The sequence below is a fragment of the Prevotella sp. LCP21S3_D2 genome (assembly GCF_052118345.1).
In the GTDB taxonomy this organism is placed as follows: Bacteria; Bacteroidota; Bacteroidia; order Bacteroidales; family Bacteroidaceae; genus Prevotella.
Window position 1 is genome coordinate 92,313 of record NZ_JBQKHJ010000011.1, and the last position, 20,323, is coordinate 112,635.

Annotated in this window: 21 protein-coding genes; 8 read left to right on the forward strand and 13 right to left on the reverse strand. The window is 46.3% G+C overall.

All coding sequences use genetic code 11. The features are described 5' to 3' along the window. Nucleotides 1-180 precede the first annotated feature (180 nt). The 5 genes from ACTQ16_RS09100 to rpmH all read right to left on the reverse strand — a co-directional run bounded on the left by ACTQ16_RS09100 (nucleotide 181) and on the right by rpmH (nucleotide 4,740). Nucleotides 181-1,329: a 1-acyl-sn-glycerol-3-phosphate acyltransferase gene (locus ACTQ16_RS09100; RefSeq protein ID WP_441937089.1), complete on the reverse strand. Its 1,149-nt coding sequence runs from the start codon at nucleotides 1,327-1,329 to the stop codon at nucleotides 181-183. A 165-nt stretch (nucleotides 1,330-1,494) separates the two neighbouring features. Then, nucleotides 1,495-2,490: a D-alanine--D-alanine ligase gene (locus tag ACTQ16_RS09105; RefSeq protein ID WP_264950905.1), complete on the reverse strand. Its 996-nt coding sequence runs from the start codon at nucleotides 2,488-2,490 to the stop codon at nucleotides 1,495-1,497. Nucleotides 2,491-2,495: 5 nt separating this feature from the next. Then, nucleotides 2,496-3,557, reverse strand: a complete 1,062-nt coding sequence (locus ACTQ16_RS09110) for an RluA family pseudouridine synthase (RefSeq protein ID WP_153122367.1) — start codon at nucleotides 3,555-3,557, stop codon at nucleotides 2,496-2,498. Between the two features lie 144 nt (nucleotides 3,558-3,701). Continuing rightward, nucleotides 3,702-4,424, reverse strand: a complete 723-nt coding sequence (locus ACTQ16_RS09115; RefSeq protein WP_441937091.1) for a PASTA domain-containing protein — start codon at nucleotides 4,422-4,424, stop codon at nucleotides 3,702-3,704. 160 nt (nucleotides 4,425-4,584) lie between these two features. Further along, nucleotides 4,585-4,740, reverse strand: a complete 156-nt coding sequence (gene rpmH / locus ACTQ16_RS09120) for a 50S ribosomal protein L34 (RefSeq protein WP_004351099.1) — start codon at nucleotides 4,738-4,740, stop codon at nucleotides 4,585-4,587. A 221-nt stretch (nucleotides 4,741-4,961) separates the two neighbouring features. Here rpmH and efp point away from each other — a divergent pair, with 221 nt between their 5' ends. The 5 genes from efp to ACTQ16_RS09145 all read left to right on the forward strand — a co-directional run bounded on the left by efp (nucleotide 4,962) and on the right by ACTQ16_RS09145 (nucleotide 8,627). Continuing rightward, nucleotides 4,962-5,528 (forward strand): elongation factor P, encoded by a 567-nt coding sequence (gene efp / locus ACTQ16_RS09125; protein ID WP_294969307.1) that lies wholly within the window; start codon nucleotides 4,962-4,964, stop codon nucleotides 5,526-5,528. A 63-nt stretch (nucleotides 5,529-5,591) separates the two neighbouring features. Beyond that, nucleotides 5,592-6,650 carry a glycosyltransferase gene (locus ACTQ16_RS09130; protein ID WP_441937093.1) on the forward strand — a complete coding sequence of 353 codons (1,059 nt, stop codon included), beginning with the start codon at nucleotides 5,592-5,594 and terminating at the stop codon, nucleotides 6,648-6,650. Between the two features lie 8 nt (nucleotides 6,651-6,658). Next, a complete protein-coding gene (gene radC / locus ACTQ16_RS09135) occupies nucleotides 6,659-7,348 on the forward strand; it encodes a RadC family protein (RefSeq protein ID WP_294969314.1) in 690 nt (229 codons plus the stop codon). 132 nt (nucleotides 7,349-7,480) lie between these two features. Further along, nucleotides 7,481-7,801, forward strand: coding sequence for a metal-sulfur cluster assembly factor (locus ACTQ16_RS09140; protein ID WP_153122355.1), 321 nt, complete (start codon nucleotides 7,481-7,483; stop codon nucleotides 7,799-7,801). Between the two features lie 61 nt (nucleotides 7,802-7,862). Further along, a complete protein-coding gene (locus ACTQ16_RS09145; RefSeq protein WP_294699038.1) occupies nucleotides 7,863-8,627 on the forward strand; it encodes a UDP-2,3-diacylglucosamine diphosphatase in 765 nt (254 codons plus the stop codon). Between the two features lie 93 nt (nucleotides 8,628-8,720). Here ACTQ16_RS09145 and ACTQ16_RS09150 read toward each other — a convergent pair whose 3' ends face one another. The 6 genes from ACTQ16_RS09150 to ACTQ16_RS09175 all read right to left on the reverse strand — a co-directional run bounded on the left by ACTQ16_RS09150 (nucleotide 8,721) and on the right by ACTQ16_RS09175 (nucleotide 14,707). Further along, nucleotides 8,721-9,767, reverse strand: a complete 1,047-nt coding sequence (locus tag ACTQ16_RS09150; protein WP_295345965.1) for a sugar kinase — start codon at nucleotides 9,765-9,767, stop codon at nucleotides 8,721-8,723. 90 nt (nucleotides 9,768-9,857) lie between these two features. Further along, nucleotides 9,858-11,060, reverse strand: a complete 1,203-nt coding sequence (locus ACTQ16_RS09155; protein WP_441932575.1) for an acetate kinase — start codon at nucleotides 11,058-11,060, stop codon at nucleotides 9,858-9,860. A 46-nt stretch (nucleotides 11,061-11,106) separates the two neighbouring features. After that, nucleotides 11,107-12,153 carry a phosphate acetyltransferase gene (pta, locus tag ACTQ16_RS09160; protein WP_294969320.1) on the reverse strand — a complete coding sequence of 349 codons (1,047 nt, stop codon included), beginning with the start codon at nucleotides 12,151-12,153 and terminating at the stop codon, nucleotides 11,107-11,109. 300 nt (nucleotides 12,154-12,453) lie between these two features. Beyond that, nucleotides 12,454-13,224, reverse strand: coding sequence for a diadenylate cyclase CdaA (gene cdaA / locus ACTQ16_RS09165; RefSeq protein WP_294969323.1), 771 nt, complete (start codon nucleotides 13,222-13,224; stop codon nucleotides 12,454-12,456). Then, on the reverse strand, nucleotides 13,221-14,066 hold the full coding sequence (folP, locus tag ACTQ16_RS09170; RefSeq protein WP_441937095.1) for a dihydropteroate synthase: 846 nt from the start codon (nucleotides 14,064-14,066) through the stop codon (nucleotides 13,221-13,223). Before folP ends, cdaA begins: the two co-directional genes overlap by 4 nt. A 347-nt stretch (nucleotides 14,067-14,413) precedes the next feature. Beyond that, a complete protein-coding gene (locus tag ACTQ16_RS09175) occupies nucleotides 14,414-14,707 on the reverse strand; it encodes a hypothetical protein (protein WP_441937097.1) in 294 nt (97 codons plus the stop codon). A gap of 70 nt (nucleotides 14,708-14,777) precedes the next feature. On the opposite strand from ACTQ16_RS09175, the gene ACTQ16_RS09180 reads away from it, so the two are divergent. Next, nucleotides 14,778-16,079 (forward strand): UDP-N-acetylmuramoyl-tripeptide--D-alanyl-D-alanine ligase, encoded by a 1,302-nt coding sequence (locus ACTQ16_RS09180; protein WP_441937098.1) that lies wholly within the window; start codon nucleotides 14,778-14,780, stop codon nucleotides 16,077-16,079. Nucleotides 16,080-16,268: 189 nt separating this feature from the next. On the opposite strand, the gene pdxT is transcribed toward ACTQ16_RS09180, so the two are convergent. Together pdxT and pdxS are read right to left on the reverse strand one after the other, a co-directional pair. Further along, nucleotides 16,269-16,838 carry a pyridoxal 5'-phosphate synthase glutaminase subunit PdxT gene (gene pdxT, locus ACTQ16_RS09185; protein ID WP_295345934.1) on the reverse strand — a complete coding sequence of 190 codons (570 nt, stop codon included), beginning with the start codon at nucleotides 16,836-16,838 and terminating at the stop codon, nucleotides 16,269-16,271. Beyond that, nucleotides 16,838-17,713, reverse strand: coding sequence for a pyridoxal 5'-phosphate synthase lyase subunit PdxS (pdxS, locus tag ACTQ16_RS09190; protein ID WP_006847583.1), 876 nt, complete (start codon nucleotides 17,711-17,713; stop codon nucleotides 16,838-16,840). The genes pdxT and pdxS overlap by 1 nt, the downstream gene beginning before the upstream one ends. A 281-nt stretch (nucleotides 17,714-17,994) precedes the next feature. Between pdxS and ACTQ16_RS09195 the strand changes: the two genes are divergently transcribed. Beyond that, on the forward strand, nucleotides 17,995-19,713 hold the full coding sequence (locus tag ACTQ16_RS09195) for an AAA family ATPase (RefSeq protein WP_295345933.1): 1,719 nt from the start codon (nucleotides 17,995-17,997) through the stop codon (nucleotides 19,711-19,713). An 84-nt stretch (nucleotides 19,714-19,797) separates the two neighbouring features. Then, nucleotides 19,798-20,235, forward strand: coding sequence for a hypothetical protein (locus ACTQ16_RS09200; RefSeq protein ID WP_441937100.1), 438 nt, complete (start codon nucleotides 19,798-19,800; stop codon nucleotides 20,233-20,235). Nucleotides 20,236-20,323: the final 88 nt, after the last annotated feature.

The following is a 20,323-nucleotide window of genomic DNA, read 5'->3' on the forward strand; positions in this document are numbered from 1 at the left end:
ATACTATTTTGCTTAATTTATGTATTTTTCGTTACTAAGGTTATTTTTTTAAAGAAATAACGATAAACACGAAAGGTTTGTTAACCTTCAGTGTTTATCGTACACTTAACATTTTAGCAGTTTTTGTGGTACATTTTCGCATAAAGAGCAAAAAAGTATCACCCTATTTGATTCTTCTCGTTACTTTGTAGCAAGAAAATTGCGAACCGGGTTGGCATACATCGTTAAAATCTTCTCTTTCAAGAAGGCTTCATCCTTGTTTGGAAGCTGAATCTTTGCTAACTGTCCTGCGATATATTTCTCGAATCGTGCCTTGTCTTCTGCAGTATATTCCGCTACATGTGCCTCGGTATTCTCCAAAAGATCAAGTGCCACATAATTGCCTGGATAGAGGCGATAGTTGCTATGAACCTCATGGTCGATATGCGAAGCGATGGTAGTGAAGAGTTCCTGCTTCGGCATCTCCGGGTCGAGGGAATCAAGAAATTCGTCTAGGCATGGGGCTGCATGATAATGTACATGTCCCTTATAACCGAAGATACCGGTCTGCATGCTAACGAGATCATCCATAGGTCCCTTCTTCCAGCCTTCCACATCACGCTTGAGCTGATACTCCTGAGCTTTGAGAAAATCGCAAGGATCATACTCATAGCTGATAGACAGCGGAACGAGATGAAGCTGCTTCAGGCGGTCGATAACGCTGCCTTCTCCGCCCATCGCCATCATCTGCAGGATGCTCTTCTGTGTGCGGTCATCGCTATCCTTGGCTCTACCCTCTCGCTGGGCTATCCAGATATTCTCGTTCTTCTCCTTGATGGCAAAGTGCATATAGTCGGAAAGACGCTTGCTCGACATCAGCATCTGGCGCATGCTCAAGGCACGTTCCACGATAAAAGCCTTGTTGACACGTACCAGGTCCTTGACCCAAGGAAGAGACAGGAGATTATCTCCGATGGCTATCTCGCAGGTGGTCTTGAAGCCATTGTCGATAAGCATTACATCGAGGATGGCTGAATCGAGCACGATGTCGCGGTGGTTGCTGATGAAGGAATAGTTGCGGGTATTATCGATGGCAGCGCAATCCATCTCACAACCCGTTGCTGCCTTCTTCAGGATGCCATGAACAAAATCGTAGGCGAAAGCTTTCTGGAACTCCAGATTGGTCTTGCAGGCCTTCAACTTCTGGGCAATCATCTCGAAAGGAACTTGTGGATAGAGATAAGCAAGTACTTGCTTGAACTGATCGTTTGAAAGCAAACGGTCGAACACCTCAGGAAGGTCTTCCGGTTCCCAAGGTCGAATGGTATCAAATTCTTGAGGGATCTTCATAACTTTATGGTTTTATGGGAAGTTAGAGAAGTAAAGAGAAGTTATCACTCCCTATGGTCGTTTGGGAAGTTAAGGGACAAATGCTTTTTTCCAAACCAATAGGTTTCAAAACTATTGTCCCTTAACTTCTATAAATTCCCTTAACTTCTATAAATTCCCCAATTATTAGAACTGATTCTCCACAATGTCGCTGAGCACATCCTTGATGTCAAGGCCTGCAGCGCGGACCTGCTGAGGAATGAAGCTGGTAACGGTCATTCCTGGAGTGGTATTGATCTCCAGCATATTCACCTTGTCCTTACCGTCCTTATCCTTAGAGATGATGTAGTCGATACGGATGATACCGTTGGCATGGAGGATATCGTAGATGCGGGATGTGGTCTTTGCCACCTCTTCAGCAGTCTCAGGAGAGAGACGGGCTGGAGTGATTTCCTGTACCTGACCGTTATACTTAGCATCGTAATCGAAGAACTCATTGCTGGTTACCACCTCGGTAGCTGGCAAGACAACGGTCTTCTCTGCTGTCTTGTAAATACCCTGGGAAATCTCGGTACCATCGAGGAAGCCTTCAATCATTACCTCGTTGCTCTCCATGAATGCCACACGGAGGGCTGGAGCCAACTGGTCGGCATTCTTCACCTTGCTCACACCAAAGCTACTGCCGTCAGCAGCTGGTTTTACGAAGCAAGGCATACCGATGCGCTCGGCAATCTCGTCCTCATCATACTGTTCGCCACGACGGAGCAAGATACTGTCAGCCACGTTCACGCCGAAACCACGCAGGTAATTGTTGAGCACATACTTGTCGAAGGTCATTGCCTCTACCAGCACACCACTTGTAGAGTATGGCAGGTGGATAAGGTCGAAGTATCCCTGCATCACACCATTCTCACCAGGCTGTCCGTGGATGGTAATATAAGCATAATCGAAGTATACATGCTTGCCATCCTTTACGAAAGAAAAGTCGTTCTTATCGATTTCGGCAGTCTCGCCATTATCGAAAGCCACGTGCCAGTCGGTACCCTTTACATCGACCAGGTAAATATTGTATCGCTCTTTGTCGAAGAATGAGTACAACCCCTGACCTGAGCGCAATGAAACGTCGTGCTCAGAAGAATCACCACCGCATACGATGGCTATCGTTCTCTTGCTATTTTCCATAATTACTAAATATTTTTGAATGTATCTTTTGTGGTGCCAGCGATGAAGCCGCGCCACTTTTCTATTAATTGTCTAAAATCTTCCGGCCACTCACTGTCAAAGTCCATCTGCGCCTTTGTTGTAGGATGAACAAAACCGAGGGTCTTGGCATGGAGTGCCTGACGTGGACAAAGTTTGAAGCAATTCTGGATGAATGCCTTGTAACCGCTGCTGCGCTGACCTCTCAGAATCTCAGCACCTCCATAAGTCTCGTCCATAAAGAGTGGATGACCTATCTGCTTCATGTGGGCACGGATCTGATGGGTACGACCCGTTTCCAGGATGCACTGCACCAAGGTGGTATAGCCGAAACGCTCCAACACCTTATAATGAGTAACCGCACTCTTGCCGATACCGCTATCCGGGTCGAAAACCTTCATGCGGAGACGGTTCTTCGGGTCACGTCCGATATTACCCTCGATACGTCCCTCATCTTCTACGATGTTTCCCCATACCAGGGCGTTGTAGCTGCGATGGGTAGTCTTGTTGAAGAACTGCTTGCCCAATGCCGTCTTGGCAGTAGGTGTCTTGGCAACAACGAGCAATCCGCTGGTATCCTTGTCAATGCGATGCACCAATCCCACTTCCGGGTCGTTGGCATCAAACTCCGGCATATCTCTCAGATGCCAGGCTACTGCCTGAATCAAGGTACCATGGAAGTTGCCGGCTCCCGGATGAACCACCATTCCTGCCTCTTTGTTCACCACCATCAACTGGTCGTCTTCATATACCACATTGATGTCGATTTCCTCCGGCTTGATACTGGTCTCATGACGGGGACGGTCGAGCATCAGCGTAACGATGTCGTTCGGACGCACCTTGTAATTACTCTTCACCGGTTTGCCGTTTACATGGATAAAACCAGCATCGGCAGCCTGCTGAATGCGGTTGCGGCTCTGGTAAGCCATCTTGTCAGCCAGATACTTGTCGATGCGGACAGGATCCTGATTGGCGTCCACCTGCACCTTCCAGTGCTCATAGAGATCATCGCCTCCTTCGCCAGCCGGCACAGCTCCACCTTCCTCCATCTGGAGTTCGCCATCCAGTTCATCGATATCTCCCGCATCATCAAAACCGAAGTCTTCCTCTACAGGAGCATATACCTTATTATATATATAATTCAGAATTTCCACTCTTAATTATCAATTATTAATTATTCATTCTCACTACTCCTACTCCACAACCTCATTCTGCTGCTGTTCGTGTGTCGGTTCAACAGGTTCAGTACCAGGAACCACCTCGAAATTATCCGTCTCGGTTTCTCCGGTACCCTCCCCTTCAATGACATCCTTTTCACTATGCGAGATAGGATCAACGATATCAAAAGAATCGGAAGCATCGCGTCGGCCGTTACCCACCTGGATAATCAAGGTATCATCAATAGACACCTTGTCGCCAGCCACCACATGCCTTCCTTTCACGAGGATACCGTATACCCAATCCTCTTCACCCGGAATATATTCAGGCGAGCCCAGCTTGAATCCCATAGCCGTCAGCTTTGCCATTGCTTCACGCAGGGAGCAGTTGTCGATGATATCAGGAACGGTGATGCGTGGAGAATGATCGGAATTGATGGTCACATAGATGATATGCCCCGACTTTACCAATTCTCCGAATATAGGCGTCTGCTCCAGGATGCAGTCAGCAGGCAGGGAACGTACATATCCCGTATCCGTAACCACAATCTGCAATCCGGCATCATCCAGGATGCGGGTAGCATCCTCAATTTTCTTGTATCTGATATCAGGTACCCTGATGGCTTCACCGTGATGGGTATAGATATCGATGCCAAACTTGACACCGAAACAGAGCAAAACAAAGACCAGGAACATGGCTATGAGATTGCCCCAAAGATACTTACTCTTAAACTTATTTATAAACTCAGATAAAGTCATTCTTACTTTTTTGGTGCAAAGATAGGAATAATCGAAGACAATACAAAATAAAACACAAAGTTTTTGCGCATCACAAGTGCATAAAAAACAAAAAGCAGCAAAGAATCTCTCTTTGCTGCTTTTAATGTCATCGTCGTCCGACGAATTTTCCTACAGGAAATTACTTTCCGTGGTGCTCGTCAGATACAGTTAACTTCTTACGGCCATGAGCACGGCGAGAAGCCAATACGCGACGACCATTCTTTGTTGCCATACGCTCGCGGAAACCATGCTTGTTCACGCGACGACGATTGTGAGGCTGAAATGTTCTTTTCATTTTTCTTATTTATTTTTTAATTAATATTCTTCACAAAAGAGCAAAATACGCCCTTTTTGGGCTGCAAAATTACGCATATTTTCTGAAATAACCAAGAAAACTACCAAATTTAGCTTAAATATTTATGTTTTTTTCGATTTTCCCTTTGTTTTTTCATGTTTTTGCCGTAACTTTGCACCCGATTTTGAGATTATTATAATAACATTCAAGATAAACAAGAAATGATTAATTCACAGGAAATTAAGATTGGTACTTGCATCCGCATGGATGGCAAAGTATGGGTTTGCATCGACTTTCAGCACAGAAAGCCAGGTAAAGGTAACACCGTAATGAACACTAAATTGAAGAATGTTGCCGATGGTCGTGTATTGGAGCGTACATTCCAGGTAGGTTTCAAGTTGGAGGATGTTCGCGTTGAGCGCCGTCCTTACCAGTACCTCTACGAGGATGCTACTGGCTGTATCTTCATGAACCAGGAGACTTTCGAGCAGGTGCCTATCGCTAAGGAGAACGTTACTGGCGGTCAGTACATGAAGGAGGGTGACGTTGTTGAGGTGGTTACTGATACAACTGATGGTACTATCCTCTTGGCAGAAATGCCTGTAAAGACAACTTTGAAGATTACTCACTCTGAGCCAGGTGTAAAGGGTAACACTGCTACCAACGCTACCAAGCCAGCTACTCTCGAGACTGGTGCTGAGGTTCGTGTTCCTTTGTTCGTTAACGAGGGCGAGACTATCCAGGTTGACACTCGTGACGGTAGCTACCTCGGTCGTGTAAGCGAGTAATCTGTTTCTGATTCAAAAGATTACGCTCTCATCGAGCAAACTTAACCCTTAATAGTAAGAAGAATGAAATATTCCATCATAGTACCTGTTTTCAATCGTCCGGACGAAGTGGACGAACTCTTGGAAAGTCTAACCCATCAAACGGAGAAGGACTTCGAGGTAGTCATCGTAGAGGATGGCTCACAGACTCCTTGCGAGAATGTGTGCAACCGGTACGAAAACCTGATGGATATACATTATTACTATAAGGAGAACTCTGGTCCGGGCCAGAGTCGCAACTATGGTGCCGAGCGTGCCAAGGGCGAGTATCTCCTGATACTCGACAGCGACGTGGTCTTGCCAGAGGGTTATCTGAAGGCTGTAAGTGATGAGTTGAGCCGCGAACCTGCCGATGCTTTCGGCGGTCCCGACAAGGCGCACTCATCATTTACAGATACTCAGAAAGCCATTTCTTATTCCATGACTTCTTTCTTTACCACCGGTGGTATCCGTGGCGGAAAGAAGAAGATGGATAAGTTCTACCCTCGTTCATTCAACATGGGCATCCGCAGGGATGTTTATCTCAAGTTGAATGGCTTTTCTAACATGCGTTTTGGTGAGGACATCGATTTCTCTATCCGTATCTTCAAGGCAGGCTGCCGTTGCCGTCTGTTCCCTGAAGCATGGGTATGGCATAAGCGCCGCACCGACTTCCGCAAATTCTGGCGACAGGTTTACAACAGCGGTATCGCCCGCATCAACCTTTACAAGAAGTATCCAGAGAGTCTCAAGCTCGTACATCTCCTGCCGATGGTCTTCACCGTGGGCGTGATAGGTACGCTCCTGCTGCTCTTCTTCGGATTTCTGCCGTATATGTTGGGCACCGTCCACGTATTCCCTACCCTGGGCAATGCACTGGCTGCATTGGGCTGCATCGGTCTGCTGGGCATCATTCTCTATATCATTGCGCTGTTCATTGACAGCAGCAGGGAGAATCACAGCGTGAAGATTGGCTTGTTGAGCATCCGTGCCGCCTTCACCCAACTGATGGGTTACGGTTGCGGATTCCTTTCAGCCTGGTGGAAGAGATGCCTGCTCGGACAGAGCGAATTCAGCGCATACAACAAGACTTTCTATAAATAGATTACACTATGAGTGAGAAGCTTTCTATTTCGCAATGGGCAGAGGAAGACAAACCTCGTGAAAAACTGGAGCGACTAGGAGCATCAGCACTATCCAATGCCGAACTGCTAGCCATATTAATAGGTTCCGGCTCAAGAGACGAGAGTGCAGTAGATCTGATGAAACACATCATGAAAGACTGCGACAACAATCTCAATACTCTCGGCAAGATGACCATCAAGGAACTCACCCACTACAAAGGAATGGGACCCGCCAAGGCTATCACCATCCTTGCAGCCTGTGAGCTAGGGAAGCGTCGTGCCCTTGACAAAATAGGAAGTCGCCCGGATTTGGGTTCTTCCCTTGCCATCTACAACTACATGCTTCCCAAGATGCAGGATCTTGATACCGAAGAAGCATGGGTATTGATGATGAACCAGAACTTCAAACTCATCAAAGCAACCTGTATCTCTCATGGCGGCATCACCGAAACTGCCGTAGACATCCGATTGCTCATCAAGGAAGCCGTACTCAACAATGCCACCATCATCGCCTTCTGTCACAATCATCCTAGTCACAGTCCATTACCCAGCAAGGCTGACGACCAGCTCACCCTACAGATAAAGAAGGCGTGCGAAATCATGCGTCTCTTCTTTATGGACCATGTCATCATCACCGATGGCGCCTTTTATTCCTATCACGACAAAGGAAAGTTGTAAAAGCCAAAGTTCCATATTCATCATAAATTCAAGAAATTTTCATGTCTTTGTGCGCAAACAAGAAAAATAAATCACCATTTGTTTTGCATTGTCTATAATTATTGTTACCTTTGCAGAAAACAATATAAAATTATGACACAAGAAGAAAAGACAAAGATAGAAGAAAGAATCGTTGATGTTCTCAAAACCGTTTACGACCCAGAGATTCCCGTAAACATCTGGGACCTCGGTATGATTTACAAGATTGACGTAAAGGACGATGCCACTGTAGAGCTGGACATGACCTTTACAGCCCCATCCTGCCCTGCTGCCGACTTTATCCTGGAGGATGTACGCAGCAAGGTAGATAGCGTGGAAGGCGTGAAATCAGCCAATGTAAACCTCGTTTTCGAACCAGCTTGGGACCAGAGCATGATGAGCGAAGAAGCCCGCGTAGAACTCGGCTTTGAATAAAGACAAAGCCGTTGAATTCTTCACTCTTCATCCTTCACTCTTCACTTAAAAAGAACCGCTTATGAAAAATGTATATTTCCTCTCAGATGCGCATCTTGGCTCATTAGCCATTCCGCATGCCCGCATGCAGGAGCGCCGTCTCGTCCGCTTCCTTGACAGTATCAAGAACAAGGCCGCTGCCATCTATCTGCTGGGCGACATGTTTGATTTCTGGAACGAATACAAGAATGTAGTTCCAAAAGGATACACCCGTTTCCTGGGAAAAATCTCAGAGTTGACCGATATGGGAGTGGAAGTACATTTCTTCACCGGTAACCACGACTTATGGACTTATGGCTATCTGGAAGAAGAGTGCGGCATGATTGTGCACTATAAGCCACAGACCGTTGAGATTTACGACAAGGTATTTTTCCTTGCCCATGGCGACGGATTGGGCGACCCAGACAAGAAGTTCAAGCTTCTAAAGGCAATGTTCCACAACCACACCTGCCAGCGCCTTCTGAATGCCATCCATCCTCGCTGGGGACTGGCGCTGGGATTGAACTGGGCGAAGCACAGCCGACTGAAGCGTGCCGATGGCAAGGAAGAGCCTTATATGGGCGAAAAGAAGGAATTTCTGGTACGCTTTGCCAAACAGTATATGCAAAGCCATAAGGATGTAGATTACTTCATGTTCGGTCATCGCCACATCGAACTGGACCTGATGCTGAGCAAGAAGACCCGCCTGATGATTCTGGGTGACTGGATATGGCAGTTCACCTATGCCGTGTTTGATGGCGAACACATGTTTATGGAAGAATATGTGGAAGGCGAAAGCCAACCGTAAAAACAAAAAACAAGAACAAAAAAAACGATAATAATAAAGGGCAGCCCAAACAGGTTGCCCTTTATTATTGGCAAGTACTCTTATTACTTATTCTTAACGCTGGATTCTTCCTCCCGAAGAAGTCATGTTCGAGATGATTTCCTCTTCACTTACCAGGTTCTGATCGCCCGGAATCGTATTCTTGATGGCACTAGCCGACAGCGAGAAATCCAGGCAATACTGGTTCTTGTCGCCCCACTTCTGATGTGCGTGAATATAGGCAGCAATAAAGGCATCACCTACACCCATCGGGTCAACAATCGGCTCAATATCATAGATTCTTGTAGTATAGAGCTGATCTTCCACAGCATCATAGAGCAAGCCGCTCAAGGTATGATGACTGCTGGCAATCTGATTTCTTACTGCCATCACCATCTTCTTGCACTTAGGGAAGAGATGGTGCATCTTGCGGAAATACTCCTGATAAGCCTCCTTGTCAATCTCATAGTCTGCATCCAAAGCCTCAAAAGGAATATGAGGCACACCACTGGCTATTTCCCACTCGTTCTGGTCACCGAAGATGATGTCGCTATACTGCATCATCTGGAATAGCACATCATGAGGCTCCAGACCATATCCCCAGAGATTCTTGCGATAGTTGATGTCGCAGGCAATGGTCAGGCCATCGGCTACAGCCAGCTTGATGGCATCCATCGTAGATTCCATTGCATCACGACTGATAGCACAGGTGATGCCCGAGCAATGGAACACGGCAGCATCCGCCAACACCTGATTCCATTTCACCATACCCCGCTTCAAGGTATAGAAAGAAGAATTCTTGCGGTCATAGACCACACGAGAATTGCGCATCGCCACAGCTTCCTCGAAATAATAAGTTCCGAGACGGTCGCCACCATGCACCACATGAGAAACATTCAGACCATACTCCCTGAGGTGCATCAATGCTGCCTCACCCATCTCACCGTATGGCACACGGGTAACATACTCGACATTATCACCCAAATAAGCCAAAGAAATAGCTGCATTTGCCTCACTGCCACCATAGTTGCCAAACATACGATGCCCCTGGAATAAACGTTGATAACCGGGCTTAGAAATTCTAAGCAATATTTCTCCGAAAGTTACAATCTTTGTTTTCATCATTCTCAAAAATCTCAAAAAATTAAAAAGGTGAAGACCTATCACATTTGTTTTAGTCTTCACCTTATTATATTATATCTTTGTGCTGGATTACTTCTTAGCAACCAACTCCATTGTATCGCGAGCGATAACGATCTCCTCGTCGGTAGGAACTACTACAACCTTCACCTTACTGTCGTCAGTAGAGATGATAGCTTCCTCACCACGAACCTTGTCATTCACTTCCTTGTTGATCTTGATGCCAAGATACTCCAGGTTCTTGCAAGCTTCCTCGCGGAGGTCGGTCTGGTTCTCACCAACACCAGCAGTAAATACGATTGCGTCAACGCCACCCATAGCTGCTGTGTAAGCACCAATGTACTTCTTGATGCGATACTCGTACATACGGAGAGCCAGCTGAGCCTTCTCGTTACCCTCGTTGGCAGCGTTCTCGATGTCGCGCATATCAGAAGAAATACCTGTAATACCGAGCACACCACTCTTCTTGTTCAGGAAGTCAGCCATCTCCTGTGGCTTCATGTTCAACTTCTCCATCAAGTAGGTAACGGCAGAAGCATCGATGTCACCACAACGTGAACCCATCATCAAACCAGCCAATGGAGTCAAGCCCATTGAGGTATCCAATACCTTACCGTTCAATACTGCAGCTACAGAGCCACCGTTACCGATGTGGCAAGTGATGACCTTGGAGTTGTTCTGGTCGAGACCGAGAATCTCGCAAACACGCTTAGAAACATAGCGGTGAGATGTTCCGTGGAAGCCATAACGGCGTACGTGATACTTCTCGTACAACTCGTAAGGAATTGCATAGAGATAAGCGTAGTCTGGCATTGTGCTGTGGAACGCGTTGTCGAATACGCAAACCTGAGGAGTGCCAGGCATCAAAGAGTCAACGGCACGGATACCCTTCAGGTGACCTGCGTTGTGAACAGGAGCGAGGTCGCAAAGTTCCTCGATACCATCCTCTACGCTCTTGTCAACGATAACACTCTCGTTGAACTTGTCACCACCCTGTACGACACGGTGTCCTACAGCATCGATTTCTTTCAAATCCTTGATAGCGCCGATTTCCGGGTCGAGCAAGCACTTGAACACGAAGTTCACACCTTCCTTGTGGTCAGGCATGTCGTGCATGATCTGCTTCTTCTCGCCGTTAGGCAATTTCACCTTGATGAAAGCGTTATCAAGACCGATACGCTCTACACCACCCTGTGCCAATACAGACTCATCGTCCATATTATATAACTTGTACTTGATAGATGAACTACCACAGTTCAGAACCAATATTTTCATAATGTTAATTTTTGTAATGTTATTGATTGAATAAAGTTAGTCTCAATTACGCCTTCTTAGCATCCTGTGCCTGGCAAGCTGTGATGGCTACCATGTAGTAGATGTCATCAACAGAGCAACCACGAGAGAGGTCGTTTACAGGACGGGCAATACCCTGGAGGATAGGACCGATAGCGATGGCACCACCCAAACGCTGAACGAGCTTGTAGCCGATGTTACCAACCTCGAGGTTAGGAACTACCAAAACGTTAGCCTTACCAGCTACGTCAGAACCTGGAGCCTTCTTGGCAGCAACCTCAGGAACGAGGGCTGCATCTGCCTGAAGTTCACCATCGAGATGAAGCTCTGGGAACTTCTCCTTAGCAATAGCTACGGCATCCTTTACCTTGTCAATAATATAAACGCTCTTGCCAGTCTCCTTGTTGATAGCATCCTTAGCGCTACCCTTTGTAGAGAAGCTCAACATGGCTACAATAGGCTCTGCGACACCTGCTACAGAGTGAGCAGTCTGAGCTGTTGTGTAAGCAATCTGAGCAAGCTGATCAGCTGTAGGGTTTGGAGTTACAGCAACGTCACCCATTACCACTACGCCATCCTGACCATACTGCTTCTGGTCTGAGATGAGCAACATAGCACCACTTACGCAAGTGATACCTGGAGTACACTTGATAATCTGAAGAGCTGGACGAAGTGTGTCGCCAGTTGTGCTCAAAGCACCAGAAATCTGACCGTCTGCACCCTCAGTCTTGATAATCATACAACCGAGGTAGAGGTTGTTCTTTGTAACGAGTTCACGAGCCTGTTCTACGGTCATACCCTTCTTCTTGCGAAGTTCTGCGAGCTTCTCTGCATACTCCTCAGTCTTAGGGTTGTTTTGTGGATCAACGATAGTAGCCTTGTCGATGTTGTTAAGACCCCACTGTGCAGCGAGATTCTTAATGTTGGCAGGGTTACCGATGAGGATGATGTCTGCGAGATCATCAGCCAAAACTTTATCGGCTGCTTTCAATGTACGCTCCTCTTCTGCTTCAGGGAGCACGATGCGCTGCTTGTCAGCTTTAGCGCGAGCTACGATTTGCTGTAATAAATCCATTTTACTTTATTGTTTTATATATTTTTGTTGTCTCCAAAGTAAGTTTGTCAAAGTGCAAAGCCTCTTCGCATAGATTTTAGCTTTTTGCCACATCGACTTTGCAAAAGTACATATTTATTTTGAAATAATACCTACTAAAATGTGTAAAAAAAGCTAAAATGGTAGATAATAATCATCGTAAAGGTTTACGTTCCAAGAAAAGTGAAGAACGAAGAGTGAAAAAGGAAGAATTTAAGAGTGAAAAGAGAAGAACGAAAGCACATGAATTCTTCACTCTTCGTTCTTCACTCTTCACTTAACTTATAGCATTTCCTGGGTGAGGATGCTTTCCAGTTCCTCTGCCGAGAGTCGGAGTTTGAACTCTCCCTTGATGGCAACGCTGATTCGTCCCGTCTCTTCCGAAACGATGACGGCGATGGCATCACTGCTCTGCGAGATACCCAAGGCTGCACGGTGACGGAGTCCCAGTTCCTTCGGGATATCGAGATTATGGCTCACCGGTAAGATACAGCCGGCAGCCATGATTCGCTTGTTGCTTACCACCATGGCACCATCATGCAGAGGCGAGTTCTTGAAGAAGATGTTCTCTATCAGACGCTGATTGATTTTTGCATCTATCTCTTCGCCCGTATCCATGATATCTTTCAAAGGTACACCCCGTTCGATGACGATGAGCGCCCCCACGTATTTCTTCGCCATACTCATGCACGCCATTACGATAGGGATGATAGTCGCCTTGTTAGCCTCCTTCTGGCTCTCCTTGCTGGAGTGGAAGAAGCGAACCAGCCGGCGCATACCTTTCTGCGAACCTATCTCATAAAGGAATCTACGGATATCCTCCTGAAAAATGACGATGAGAGCGATGACTCCCACGCTCACCAGTTTATCCAGGATAGAACCCAGCAGGCGCATTTCCAATATCTGACTCACAAAGAGCCAGATAAGAACGAAGAGCATGATGCCCACGAAGATGTTGAGTGAGCGGGATTCCTTCATCAGGCGATAGACGTAGAATAGCAGAGAGGCTACCAACAGGATATCGATGACGTCTTTAATTCCAAATTCTATCATGTGCGTCCCTCCTTCATTGCTTCTACAATCTTGATTGCCTCAGCTGCTTCCTTCACATCGTGAACTCTGAGGATGCTGGCGCCCTTCATCAGGGCGATGGTGTCGAGAACGGAAGTTCCATTGAGCGATGTCGTAGCATCTCCACCCAGCAGCTTGTATATCATACTCTTGCGGGAGATGCCTACAAGTACCGGAAGTTCCATCACGTTCAACTTCTCCATCTCGTTATAGATCTGATAATTCTGGATGAGATTCTTGCCAAAGCCGAAGCCTGGGTCGAGGATGATGTCCTTGGCTCCCAGGTCGCGCAACAGCTGCACCTCTCTGGCAAAGCCCTTCATCATCGTTTCGAGCGTAGGCTGCACCGACATTAATATATAAGGTACCTTCAGTTCGCCCACCACCCGGAACATTTCAGGATATTCCTCCTGTCTCTGCTCCAGCGGCACATTGGCGATGCCTGTGATTCCACCCTCTGATACATCGTTGATGATGTCAGCTCCCCACTCCTCGATACACTTGCGTGCCAAGGTTGGGCGATAGGTATCTACGGAGACGGCAGCATCCGGTTGCTCCCTGCGAACGATGTCGAGAGCGAACTTCAGGCGTCTTCCCTCCTCCTCTTCCGATACTTCATCGGCACCGGGACGGGTGGAGAAAGCGCCCACATCAATGATGCTTCCACCTTCTTCTATAATCTGATTAGCTCTCTGAGCTATCTCCATTTCTGTCTGCTTTCTACTTCCTGAGTAGAAACTGTCGGGCGTAACGTTCAGGATGCCCATCACCTGAGGGGTACTCAAATTCATCAAGCGCCCCTTAATATTGATCGTATATTCCATCGGATTATAACTCTTTAAGCCATTTTTCGCCTGGTTTGGTGTAAGTCCAGGCGATAAAACTTAGGCCAAAAATTGAGCAAACTAAAAAGAACAATGCCAAATAGCTCATAATACTACAATTCTTTAAGCCACTTTTTCCCTGGCTTTGTGTAAGTCCAGGCAAGAAAGCATCCACTTATGATTGTTCCAACCACAAAGAAAAACAATAGTCCATTGTAAACTTCCATAACTTAATATTTTACAAATCTTTCAACCATTTCTCGCCTGGTTTTGTATATAACCAAGCTAAAAAACTTCCACCGACGATACAGCAAATCAGAAAAAATAATGCTAAATAACTCATATAATCAATATTTTAAAATTTTATTAGCTATACCTGCAAAAACAGCTGTAGCCAAAACACCAAAAATTAACACAGAGACATCACCGACCGTAGCTTCACCTTTCAGCAACGGCAAGAAACCTCCAACCCCAGTCCCCGTAAAAGTCAACTGGGATAAACTGAAGAAATAGCCACCAAGCTTTTCTTTCCTCACTTTCACTTTTTCTTTTTCATCTCTGATACCCATTCCGCCCTCACTTTCTAAAGATTCATCGAATATTTCTGCAAAAATAGAAAGAATATTCGAGATTACCATCATTTTTTGGGAAAATTGTTTGTTATGTCCACAATTTAGATTACTTTTGCACTCAAAATAACAGTTATAGACTATGGATATTTCAGAACTCTATCAGATTTACCAAGCGCACCCAGTGATTACCACTGATAGCCGCGACTGCCCAGAGGGCAGTATCTTCCTGGCTTTGAAGGGCGCATCGTTTGATGGCAACAAGTTTGCCGACATGGCTTTGGAGAAAGGCTGTGCCTATGTGATTGTAGATGAAAAAGAGTATGCCAAGGAGGGCGACGAGCGCTACATCCTCGTAGAGGACTGCCTCACCACCTTCAAGGAACTCGCCCGTGAACATCGCCGCCACTTCGATATTCCAGTAGTAGGAATCACCGGAACCAACGGCAAGACTACTACCAAGGAACTCGTCTCTGCCGTTCTCGGCGAGAAGTTCAACGTGATGTTCACCCAGGGTAACTTCAATAATGATGTAGGCGTACCAAAGACGCTCTTCCGTCTCTCACCAGAGAATGAGATTGCCGTTGTAGAGATGGGCGCTTCCCATCCTGATGACATCCGGAAGCTCGTGGAATACGTGGAACCTACCTGCGGTATGATTACCAACGTGGGCCGTGCCCATCTGCAGGGATTCGGAAGCTTCGAAGGCGTGAAGAAGACCAAGGGAGAGCTCTATGATTACCTCGCAGCCAACGATGCCCTCGTCTTCATTAATGCAGATAACGAGCATCTGATGCAGATGGCTGAGCAGCGCAACATCAACCGCCTCATCACCTACGGCAAGGACGAAAACTGCGATGTATGGGGAGAAGTCATCTCCTGCGCTCCATTCCTGAAGTTCCGCTGGCGCACCGAGAGTTTCGACTGGCATGAGGTTCAGACTCATCTCATCGGCTCCTACAATATCGACAACATGCTTGCCGCCATCACCATCGGTCTTCATTTCGACGTGAAGCCTCAGCAGATAGATCATGCTCTGGAGAACTACATCCCAAGCAACAACCGTTCGCAGCTGGAAGAGACGGCGCACAATAAGCTGGTGGTAGATGCCTACAATGCCAACCCATCAAGTATGGCTGCCGCCATCGAAAACTTCCGCGTGATGGATGTACCTCACAAGATGGCGATTCTCGGACAGATGGGCGAACTCGGCGAAGTGAGCCACGAGGAGCACCAGAAGGTAGTAGACCAGTTGCAGGCAGCCGGTCTGGAGAATGTATGGCTGGTAGGCGATGAGTTCAAGGATATTCCATGCAGCTACCGCAAGTTCCAGAATGTAGAGGAAGTGAAGGAAGCGCTCAAGGCGAACCAGCCTCACGACCATTACATCCTCATCAAGGGCAGTAACAGCGTGAAGCTCTTCCTGCTTCCGGAGTTGTTATAAGAAATTTGAATGCACCCTGAAAAATTGATTTCAAGGATATAAAGAAGAACAAAAAAGTATCTTAGGATACTTGCTCATGTATCTTAAGATACTTGGCAATGTATCCTAAGATACTTTGCTATGTAGCTTCATGTGCACATGAAGCCTATTCCATCGGTCAACGAAGTTAGCTCCAATATAGGATGAAGCCTACTTGCTGCACATCCCCAGAAAATACTTATGAATTTCAAGACTTTTGTTCAATTCCGGATGGAAGGCAGTAACCAGCTGGTTACCCTGGCGGGCAGCCACAATCTTGCCATCTACCTCCGCCAAGACCTCGGCATCTCCCCACACCTCTTTAATATAAGGGGCACGGATGAAAGTCATTGGGATGTTGCCCTCGATGCCCTTCATCGGAGCCTCGATGTAGAAACTGCCCAACTGGCGACCGTAGGCATTTCTCAAAGCCGTGATGTCCATCGAAGCTATGCGCTGACTAGGCTCGCCCTCAATCTTCTTGGCAAGAAGAATCAAACCGGCACAGGTTCCATAAACAGGCAAGCCGACAGCAATCGCCTCCTTCACAGGCTCCATCAATCCCAGTTCATTCAAGAGCTTCGCCTGGGTGGTACTCTCACCGCCCGGAATAATCAAGCCATCCTTAGGCTGATCCCAATCCTTCAACTGGCGAACCTCAAAACTATCCACGCCCAGCTGAGCCAACTTCTGTCTGTGCTCAGCAAAAGCGCCTTGTAAAGCTAAAACTGCTATTCTCATTACTTACCTCTTTCAGCCATGAGCAAAGCAATTTCCTGCTCATTGATACCTACCATTGCCTCGCCGAGGTCCTCGCTCAACTCAGCCAGCATCTTAGGGTCGTTGTAGTTGGTAACAGCCTTCACGATAGCCTGTGCACGCTTAGCAGGGTTACCGCTCTTGAAGATACCAGAACCTACGAATACACCCTCGGCACCGAGCTGCATCATCAGGGCAGCATCAGCTGGAGTAGCCACACCACCGGCAGCGAAATTAACCACTGGCAACTTGCCATTCTCGTGAACATACTTCACTAGGTCGTAAGGAGCCTGCAACTGCTTGGCTGCCTCATAAAGTTCATCCTCGCTCATAGAAACCAGGCGGCGGATTTCGCTCTGCATCATACGCATGTGGGTAACAGCCTGAACCACATCACCTGTTCCTGGCTCACCCTTGGTACGGATCATCGTAGCACCCTCAGCAATACGGCGGAGCGCCTCGCCCAGGTTCTTGGCACCACAAACGAATGGCACGTCGAACTGAGTCTTGTCGATGTGATAAACATTATCTGCTGGAGAGAGCACCTCGCTCTCGTCAATATAGTCGATTTCGATAGCCTGAAGAATCTGAGCCTCAGCGAAGTGACCGATACGGCACTTAGCCATTACAGGGATAGAAACAGCCTCCTGAATACCCTTGATCATCTTAGGGTCGCTCATACGTGAAACACCACCTGCTGCACGGATGTCAGCCGGAATACGTTCCAAAGCCATTACTGCGCATGCACCTGCTGCCTCTGCGATTTTTGCCTGTTCAGGAGTTGTTACGTCCATAATCACACCACCCTTGAGCATCTGAGCCAAGTTGCGGTTCAATTCTTGTCTATTTTCTGCCATAATTTTATTCATTTTCTTAATTACGGCTACAAAGGAAACACTTTTCGATGAAACAGCAGAAAAATGTTCCAAATTCTGCAAACATTGAGTCATTTTGTATAAAGGATGATTCGCAAAAGTATAAGCCATATTCCGAAATATGCAAAGCTCTACACAGATGGTGCTGCTAAGATAAACCGACAGGAATGTGGGATGAAACACTAGTCCATCAGATTTCTCTCAAAAAACTTGCGGCATTCAATAAATTGTTGTAACTTTGCCCCAAATAAACTTTGAAGCGTATGGATTACAAGAGATTACCTTACGGCATAGCCGACTTTACCTGGATTCAGAATCAGAACAGATTTCTGACAGACAAGACGATGTTTATACCCAAGATGGAGGAAGCAGGAGACTTTCTCTATCTCATCCGCCCACGCCGTTTTGGCAAAAGCGTATTCCTTACCATGATTCAGGCATACTACGACATCGAGAAGAAAGACTCGTTTCATACCACATTCAAAGATACCTGGATAGAAAAACAACCCACAGAAAAACAAGGTAAATATCAGGTACTGTTCTTCGACTTCTCTAAGGCAGCTGCCGGAAAAGACGGACTGGAGAAGAACTTTAATGCCTATTGCGAAACAGTGCTGAATGGTTTTGCAGAAAAATACGCCAAGTATTATCAGCCTTCTTTCTTAGGAGAGTTTAAGGCAGCTAAGGATGCAGCACAGAAATTGAACTTGATAAACGTCTGGGCGAATGCCAAAAGCATACAACTCTATCTCATCATCGACGAGTACGACAACTTCACCAACAATGTCTTGAGCAATGAGGGCGAAGCCGTATATCATGCCTTAACCCATGCCCAGGGTTTCTATCGTGATTTCTTCAAGTTATTCAAGGGAATGTTCCATCGTATCCTGATGATGGGTGTAAGTCCTGTAACAGTGAACGACCTCAATAGCGGCTATAACATCGGAACCAACCTATCCATGGACCCGATGTTCAATATGATGCTGGGATTCAGCGAGAACGAGGTGCGAGAGATGATAGAATATTACAGAGAAGTAGGTCTTATCAAGGTTCCCACCGACCAGCTGATTACAGACATGAAGCCTTGGTATGACAACTATTGTTTCGCAAAGGACAGTTTGGAGACAGACCCAAAGATGTTCAATTCGGATATGGTAATCTATTATCTCCGCAACTATATCCGTTTCGGAAAGGCTCCGGAAGAGATGATTGATCCGAACACCATGACCGACTATGCCAAGATGAAGAAGATTATCTTCTTAGACAAATTGCAGGGCGACCGCAAGAGCGTGCTGAAGGAAATCATCAACCAAGGATACATTTGGGCAGAACTGCGAGAGAGCTTTCCTGCGGAAGCCCTGATAGACCCGGGGCTCTTCCCTAGCCTGCTTTATTATTACGGTATGCTGACCATTATCGGCAAGCGTGGCAGAAGAGTGAAGCTAGGAATCCCTAACGAGAATGTACGCCGCCAATACTATGACTATGTATTGGATGAGTACGATTCCGTTTCAAAGATCAACAACAACCATCTTGCCGACCAATACGATGTGATGGCACTGGATGGCGACATCAAACCTGCCATCGAGTATATCGCCGAAGGTTATAAGAATTGCACCAGCCTCCACTCCAGCATCCAGGCTGAGCGCAACCTGCAGGGTTTCATCGCAGCCTATCTCAACCATAGCGGCTACTATTATATTATCCAAGAGATGGAACTGAATGGTGGCTATTGCGACTTGACAATGATTCCTGACCTTACCCGTTTCCCAGAGGTAGCGCATACTTATCTCTTGGAATTGAAATACCTGAAGTCGGGCGATACTGACGAAGAAGGCATGAAGGCTTTAGAAGAAGCAAAGGCGCAATTAGACCAATATGCGCGAGACGCAAGATTGCCACAGATGATGAGCGGCAAGCCAATACACAAGATTGCTATTATATATAAAGGTAACGAGTTATGGAAGGTAGAGGAATGCTAAAGCCGGCCTTAGCAACTAGTTTCCCAATTCCAACTGATTCTTCACAAGATTATAATATGCCCCTCGCTTGGCGGTTAAAGATTCATGGTTGCCAACCTCAACCACCTTTCCCTGGTCAAGGACTACGATTTGGTCGGAACAGCTTTTAATGCAATGTTTGACAAGCTTGCCTCATGTTTAAATGCGAACAAATCTCGTTATAGTTTTATTAAGCCAAATAGACCTAGTACATCAATAAGTAAAGTTGTATTCAAAAATATTACAACAGAACATAATTTGTATCAAAATGGTCAAAAAGGGATGAAAGTCGTTGTATCATTTGATATAGAAGGCTATAAAAAACAAAAATGTGAAGTAAATGCCTACTTCTTTTACGAAGATGGGAAAGCATTGAAGGATATCAACCACTCCTATCGTGCTGCGGATGGACAAGTTAGTGCAGGAACTTACATCACACCAGGGTGGGATACTACAACTTATACTAATTTAGAGATATTTAGTAACTACTCAGCACCCCTATAGAAAACTTCTCGTTAATAAAGCATAAACTTGATTTTGCTTATTTTCTTCATCATTACAAACTTTTTAATGATTGAGTCGATGAGGACGT

Coding starts and splice junctions, on each gene's coding strand:
- ACTQ16_RS09140 (WP_153122355.1), top strand. CDS start 7,481: ATGACACAAGAAGAAAAGACAAAGATAGAAGAAAGAATCGTTGATGTT.
- pta (WP_294969320.1), bottom strand. CDS start 12,153: ATGGATTTATTACAGCAAATCGTAGCTCGCGCTAAAGCTGACAAGCAG.
- efp (WP_294969307.1), top strand. CDS start 4,962: ATGATTAATTCACAGGAAATTAAGATTGGTACTTGCATCCGCATGGAT.
- ACTQ16_RS09145 (WP_294699038.1), top strand. CDS start 7,863: ATGAAAAATGTATATTTCCTCTCAGATGCGCATCTTGGCTCATTAGCC.
- ACTQ16_RS09110 (WP_153122367.1), bottom strand. CDS start 3,557: ATGGAGGAAGGTGGAGCTGTGCCGGCTGGCGAAGGAGGCGATGATCTC.
- ACTQ16_RS09105 (WP_264950905.1), bottom strand. CDS start 2,490: ATGGAAAATAGCAAGAGAACGATAGCCATCGTATGCGGTGGTGATTCT.
- ACTQ16_RS09200 (WP_441937100.1), top strand. CDS start 19,798: ATGGTTGCCAACCTCAACCACCTTTCCCTGGTCAAGGACTACGATTTG.
- rpmH (WP_004351099.1), bottom strand. CDS start 4,740: ATGAAAAGAACATTTCAGCCTCACAATCGTCGTCGCGTGAACAAGCAT.
- ACTQ16_RS09195 (WP_295345933.1), top strand. CDS start 17,995: ATGGATTACAAGAGATTACCTTACGGCATAGCCGACTTTACCTGGATT.
- pdxT (WP_295345934.1), bottom strand. CDS start 16,838: ATGAGAATAGCAGTTTTAGCTTTACAAGGCGCTTTTGCTGAGCACAGA.
- ACTQ16_RS09150 (WP_295345965.1), bottom strand. CDS start 9,767: ATGAAAACAAAGATTGTAACTTTCGGAGAAATATTGCTTAGAATTTCT.
- ACTQ16_RS09155 (WP_441932575.1), bottom strand. CDS start 11,060: ATGAAAATATTGGTTCTGAACTGTGGTAGTTCATCTATCAAGTACAAG.
- radC (WP_294969314.1), top strand. CDS start 6,659: ATGAGTGAGAAGCTTTCTATTTCGCAATGGGCAGAGGAAGACAAACCT.
- ACTQ16_RS09100 (WP_441937089.1), bottom strand. CDS start 1,329: ATGAAGATCCCTCAAGAATTTGATACCATTCGACCTTGGGAACCGGAA.
- pdxS (WP_006847583.1), bottom strand. CDS start 17,713: ATGGCAGAAAATAGACAAGAATTGAACCGCAACTTGGCTCAGATGCTC.
- cdaA (WP_294969323.1), bottom strand. CDS start 13,224: ATGATAGAATTTGGAATTAAAGACGTCATCGATATCCTGTTGGTAGCC.
- ACTQ16_RS09175 (WP_441937097.1), bottom strand. CDS start 14,707: ATGATGGTAATCTCGAATATTCTTTCTATTTTTGCAGAAATATTCGAT.
- folP (WP_441937095.1), bottom strand. CDS start 14,066: ATGGAATATACGATCAATATTAAGGGGCGCTTGATGAATTTGAGTACC.
- ACTQ16_RS09180 (WP_441937098.1), top strand. CDS start 14,778: ATGGATATTTCAGAACTCTATCAGATTTACCAAGCGCACCCAGTGATT.
- ACTQ16_RS09130 (WP_441937093.1), top strand. CDS start 5,592: ATGAAATATTCCATCATAGTACCTGTTTTCAATCGTCCGGACGAAGTG.
- ACTQ16_RS09115 (WP_441937091.1), bottom strand. CDS start 4,424: ATGACTTTATCTGAGTTTATAAATAAGTTTAAGAGTAAGTATCTTTGG.